General features: G+C 62.3%; 5 protein-coding genes and 1 tRNA gene. 1 reads left to right on the top strand and 5 read right to left on the bottom strand.

Features of this window, described 5'->3' with window-relative positions; genetic code table 11:
- From AC1DN0_RS40065 to AC1DN0_RS40050, 4 genes are all read right to left on the bottom strand, one after another.
- A partial coding sequence (locus AC1DN0_RS40065; RefSeq protein ID WP_477146553.1) for a type II secretion system F family protein occupies positions 1-771 on the bottom strand: 771 nt, incomplete at its 3' end.
- 53 nt (positions 772-824) lie between these two features.
- Positions 825-2,579, bottom strand: a complete 1,755-nt coding sequence (pilB, locus tag AC1DN0_RS40060; RefSeq protein WP_441625614.1) for a type IV-A pilus assembly ATPase PilB — start codon at positions 2,577-2,579, stop codon at positions 825-827.
- Positions 2,580-2,826: 247 nt separating this feature from the next.
- Positions 2,827-2,903, bottom strand: a tRNA-Pro gene (locus AC1DN0_RS40055).
- A gap of 151 nt (positions 2,904-3,054) precedes the next feature.
- A complete protein-coding gene (locus AC1DN0_RS40050; RefSeq protein WP_035875574.1) occupies positions 3,055-3,402 on the bottom strand; it encodes a transcriptional regulator in 348 nt (115 codons plus the stop codon).
- A gap of 85 nt (positions 3,403-3,487) precedes the next feature.
- Between AC1DN0_RS40050 and AC1DN0_RS40045 the strand changes: the two genes are divergently transcribed.
- Positions 3,488-4,054 (top strand): hypothetical protein, encoded by a 567-nt coding sequence (locus AC1DN0_RS40045; protein WP_441625611.1) that lies wholly within the window; start codon positions 3,488-3,490, stop codon positions 4,052-4,054.
- 306 nt (positions 4,055-4,360) lie between these two features.
- Here the strand turns inward: AC1DN0_RS40045 and ispB are convergent.
- Positions 4,361-5,296 (bottom strand): octaprenyl diphosphate synthase (ispB, locus tag AC1DN0_RS40040; protein WP_477146552.1); only part of this gene is annotated, 936 nt, incomplete at its 5' end.

Raw genomic sequence — 5,296 nt, 5'->3', positions numbered from 1 at the left:
CCGTATATACAGTGTGATGGACAGTATTGGCGCGCCGATGACCAGGTACCAGTTGTCGACGAAGAAATCCGACATCGCGATCACGGCGAGCGTGGGCGCCGGCAGGTTGGCGCCAAAGCTGGAGAACACGCCCTTGAAGGCCGGGATCACGAAAATCATCAGGATCACCGTCACGGCAAAGGCCACCGACAGCACGGCGATCGGGTAGATCATGGCCGACTTGATCTGGCTTTTCAGCGCGATGGTCTTTTCCATGTAGAGCGACAAGCGCTCCAGCAGGGCATCCAGGATACCGCCTTGCTCGCCGGCATCGATCAGGTTGCAGTAGAGCGTGTCGAAGTAACGCGGATGGCGGCGGAAGGCTTGCGCCATGCTGCTGCCCGATTCGATATCGAAGCGGATCTCGGCCAGCAGTTGCGTGAAGTTGGGGTTGGAGTGCCCGCGCGCGATGATGTCGATCGACTGCAGCAGCGGGATGCCGGCCTTGAGCATGGTGGAGAGTTGGCGCGTGAAATACGCGATGTCCTTCTCTGTGATCCTGCGCCCGCGCGCCGCCCGGCGCTTCTTCAGCTTGACGACGGTCAGCCCCTGCTTGCGCAGGGTGGCATTGACCTCGGCCTGGCTTTCGGCGCGCAGTTCGCCCGAAAAGGTCTTGCCTTTGCGGTCCTTGCCCTCCCACTCGAAGATGTACTGCGTGGGCGCCTTACGCCCGGATTTCCCCTTGGGCGCAGCCGCCTTGCGCGCGGCGGCGGCTGGTGCGCGTGTAGCCATGATTGACCCCCAATGACATCTTGTTGTTTTGCGTTTCTTACGCTTTTACGCTTCTACGTATTTGTTGTTGCCAGCACTTCCTCGAGCGAGGTGACGCCCTGTTTCACCTTGGCCAGCCCGGCTTCGCGCAACGATAGCACGCCGTCTTTGCGCGCCTGCTCGGCAATCTGCAAGGCCGTGCCGTGCGTCAGGATGATCTGTTGCATGGCCTCGTTGATCGGCATCACCTGATAGATGCCGCAGCGGCCCTTGTAGCCGCTGCCGTTGCAGCGTTCGCAGCCGACCGGGTGATACGGCTGCCAGCTGCCGTCCAGATCCGCCTCCTGGAAACCGGCGTCGACCAGCACCTCGCGCGCCAGTTCGCCGGGCCGCTTGCAGGAGCACAGCCGGCGCGCCAGGCGCTGCGCGGTGATCATCAGCACGCTCGATGCGATATTGAAGGGCGCCACGCCCATGTTCATCAGGCGCGTGAGCGTGGTCGGCGCATCGTTGGTGTGCAGCGTGGAGAACACCAGGTGGCCGGTCTGCGCGGCCTTGATCGAGATGTCGGCGGTTTCCAGGTCGCGGATTTCGCCGACCATGATGATGTCCGGRTCCTGCCGCAGGAAGGAGCGCAGCGCCGCGGCGAAGGTCAGGCCCGCCTTCTCGTTGACGTTGACCTGGTTGATGCCGGGCAACTGGATTTCGGCCGGGTCCTCGGCCGTTGAGATATTGATGTCGCCCTGGTTCAGCCGGTTCAGGAAGGTGTACAGCGAGACCGTCTTGCCACTGCCGGTGGGGCCGGTCACCAGCACCATGCCGTAGGGGCGCTTGATGACGTCCAGCAGCATGGCCTTCTGCGCCGGCTCGTAGCCGAGCTGGTCGATGTCCAGCTTGTCGGAGGACGACTCCAGGATCCGGATCACGATCTTCTCGCCGAACAAGGTCGGCAGCGTAGAGACGCGGAAGTCGATCGCCTTCTCAATGGTTTCCTTGGGCTCCTTGCTGTCCTTGGCGTCCTTCTCGCCGCCTTTCTCCTTGGGCAGCGCGATCAGCAGTTTCATGCGGCCGTCCTGCGGCACGCGCTTCTCGGAGATGTCCAGGCGCGACAGCACCTTGATGCGGGTGGATATCTTGTCGCGGATATCCACCGGCGGACGCGCGACCTCCTGCAGCACGCCGTCCACGCGGAAGCGGATGCGGTAGAAGGTTTCGAAAGGCTCGAAATGCAGGTCGGAGGCGCCGCGGTGGAAGGCTTCGGTCAGCAGCTTGTGCAGGAAACGCACCACCGGCGCATCGTCGATATCGGCCGCGGTCTTGTTGCGCAGCGCGCTGGCGGAGGCGACCGGGTCGTACTCGATCATCTTGCGCTCGGCCTGCGCCGGGGCGATCGACTTGAGCGTGCCGCCGCTGTCGTCAGTGGCGGAGCGCACGTAGGTCATCAGCTTGTCGTGCTCGACCACGACGGCGTCCACCGGCAGGTTGTATTTCTGCTTGATGGCGTCCAGCCCGGCCTGGTTGCCGGGGTCCGACAGCGCCAGCACCAGCCGGTTTTCGCGCCGGCCCAGCGGCAGCAGCCGGTGTGCGTGGAATTCACGGTTGCCCGCCAATGCCGGCGGCACCTTGTTCAGGTTGTACTGACTCAAATCGACCAGGGGCAGCTGATATTTATCAGCCGCGAAGATCGCCACATCATGCGCAGTCATGGTGCCGCTGGCGATGATCTCGTCGATCAGCTGCGACTTTTTTTCTCGTGCCGACTGTTCAAGCTGGGCGAGCAGGGCCGGCGCGATACGCCGGCTCTGTGCAAGAGCTAGACCAAGTGTCATGGCAAAACGCTAGTTGGCCGGCAAGCGGCCGAAAGACCCCGAATCGGGGCAGTTTGCCGCCGGGGTCACTTTTTGTAAAGGCGAGCCGGGAGGGGTATTGGCGTTTGCGCGACACGGGCGCAACCCTACTTGCGCGGGGGGACGAGCAAGAGGTGGGATTCGGCCGGAGCGGTGGCGCGCGCGCAAATGAAAAAAGGCCGCACATTGCTGTGCGGCCTTTTTTGTACGGTCTCGGGGACCGTGAAACTGGTCGGGGTGAGAGGATTCGAACCTCCGGCCTCTACGTCCCGAACGTAGCGCTCTACCAGGCTAAGCTACACCCCGTTTGTTATTTTCAGCGCCAGAAAGTTGCTGCAGCGCGAAAGCACACAAGTGTAGCAGCCTTTTTTTCAGAATGGAAGAGGGCGAGCGCTTGTACGTGCCGACTCTCGCAGTTGGGCAGTATGGCATCGGGATAGACGCTGAAAAAGCGCGCCTATTTGCCAGACGTTGCCTTTACCAGGCACTCGGAAAGCTTGTCGAAATGGCGAAGTGCGGCCTGCGTCAGTTCCACCTGCTTGCGCCGCGCATCTTCCGTATCCGACAGCGTGATCCAGCCCTTCTTGCGCATGGACTTCAGGCGGGCGTGCAGGGTCGCGGGCGACCCCAGATCGCTATTGGCCATCATGTCCCTGACGGATAAGCGTTCTTGCGTCTGGCTTGCCCGCGCTACCAGTTCGAGAATGCGTTCCTCGAGCGGGTCCAGGGCCGGTAACGCAGGCAGGCCTCGCAACGCTTCGGCAAGCTGCAAGAATCGCAGGTAGATATCAGCGGGTCGGGTCATGAATTCGTCCCCAGAAGCGAGGGGCTGCACTTGTGCTGTTCGCGGATCAGCTATCATCCACTCACCACCGCGGAATTCTACGCCAATGTCAAACCTACGCCTGCAACTCGGCATGGTCATCACGACAATCGTGATGTTCATCCTGATGTTGGTGCTCAACGAATGGTTGTTCCGCAACCTGGAATTCGTGCCCGGCATCAACTGGGTTTATCTGCCCGCTGGCATGCGGCTCTTGTGCACGCTGCTGTTCGGAGAAGCTGGTGCGATCGGGTTGCTGCTCGTATCGTGGCTGGTTAGCTTCTTCTACTTTTTCCCGAACGACTTCAGCAGGGCATTCATGGGCGGCATCGTGGCAACAGTCGCCCCCTACCTGGTCTATCGGCTTGCGCAGCAAATTTTCGGCCTGCGCGCGTCGCTTACCAATCTGACGCCGAAGCGGCTATTGCTCTGCGTTGTTGCGTATGCCGTCGCTAGCCCGCTGTTGCACCATATCTGGTTCGCCCTGCATGGCGATAGCAGCAATCTTGTGCAAGGCTTTCTGGTCATGTTCGCAGGGGATCTGAGTGGAACTTTGATCGTGATCTACGCGATCAAGGGGCTCCTGTTGTTGATGCCTACGCGCAAGACTCTGATGCAGATGGCGGGCAAATAGGGGCAAACAGGGCCAGATGTTAGGCGACGCGAAAGCAATATCCCTGATTCCGCTTTCGCACCTCCCCTGCCGGATTCTTTTCCGGCGCTAGCTACGCTGCGGGGCAGTGCGAGAATCAGGTGCAAGTGCCAGATGTTGGGTTTGCTTGATTTGTTAACGGCGCACAACGGTGGGCCATCAGCATCTAGGGCAGGAGAGTACTGTCGTCAGGTGCATCCTCAGCGCGGCGGCCTTTCTTGCCGAACGGAGCGAGCGGCCGGGCCGCCGCTCCCTTGCGGGCCGCCGCGCGCTGTTCGCGCTACGGTATCAGGACAGCCGTTGCAGCGAAAACGCGCACAGCTCGATCAGCGTTTGCTTCAAGGGGGAGTCGGGGAACTGCCGGGCCGCTTTTTCCGCCGCATCGGCTTCGCGCTGCGCTGCCTGGAAGGTGACCTCCAGTGCGCCGCAGGCGTGGATTGCCGCGAACACGGCATCGAAATGCTCGGTGCCGCCTTGCACGATGGCCTCGCGGGCCAGCGCACGCTGTTCGGCGGTACCGTGCTCGAGCAGATGCAGCAACGGCAGGGTCGGCTTGCCTTCGCGCAGGTCGTCGCCGGCGTTCTTGCCCATCTGCTCGGCGCTGGCGGTGTAATCCAGCATGTCGTCGATCAGTTGGAAGGCGGTACCGATGCGCCGGCCATACTCCGCGGCGGCTTCCTCGGTGGCGGCGTCGACGCCGGCCAGCACGGCGCCCAACTGGGCAGACGCCTCGAACAGCTTGGCGGTCTTGTAGCGGATCACCTGCAGGTAGCGCTCCACCGTGACGTCGGGGTCGTGCATGTTCAGCAGTTGCAGGACCTCGCCTTCGGCGATCACATTGGTGGCATTGGAGAGGATCTCCATGATGCGCATGCTGCCGGCGTCGACCATCATCTGGAAGGCGCGCGAGTAGAGGAAGTCGCCTACCAGCACGCTGGCGGCGTTGCCGAATACCGCGTTGGCGGTCTGACGGCCGCGCCGCAGCTCCGATTCGTCGACCACGTCGTCGTGCAGCAGGGTGGCGGTGTGGATGAACTCGACCACCGCGGCCAGGTCGTGGTGCCGGTTGCCGTCGTAGCCGAAGGCCCGCGCGGACAGTAGCAGGATCACCGGGCGCAGGCGCTTGCCGCCCGCGCTGATGATGTACTCGCCGATCTGCTCGATCAGTGGCACCTCCGATGCGAGGCGCTGGCGGATAACCGAATCAACGGCGCGCATGTCGGC

This window comes from Cupriavidus sp. 05N39, assembly GCF_056397325.1.
The sequence above is the reverse complement of the archived record's forward strand: the minus strand, read 5'-3'. Positions and strand labels throughout refer to the sequence as shown.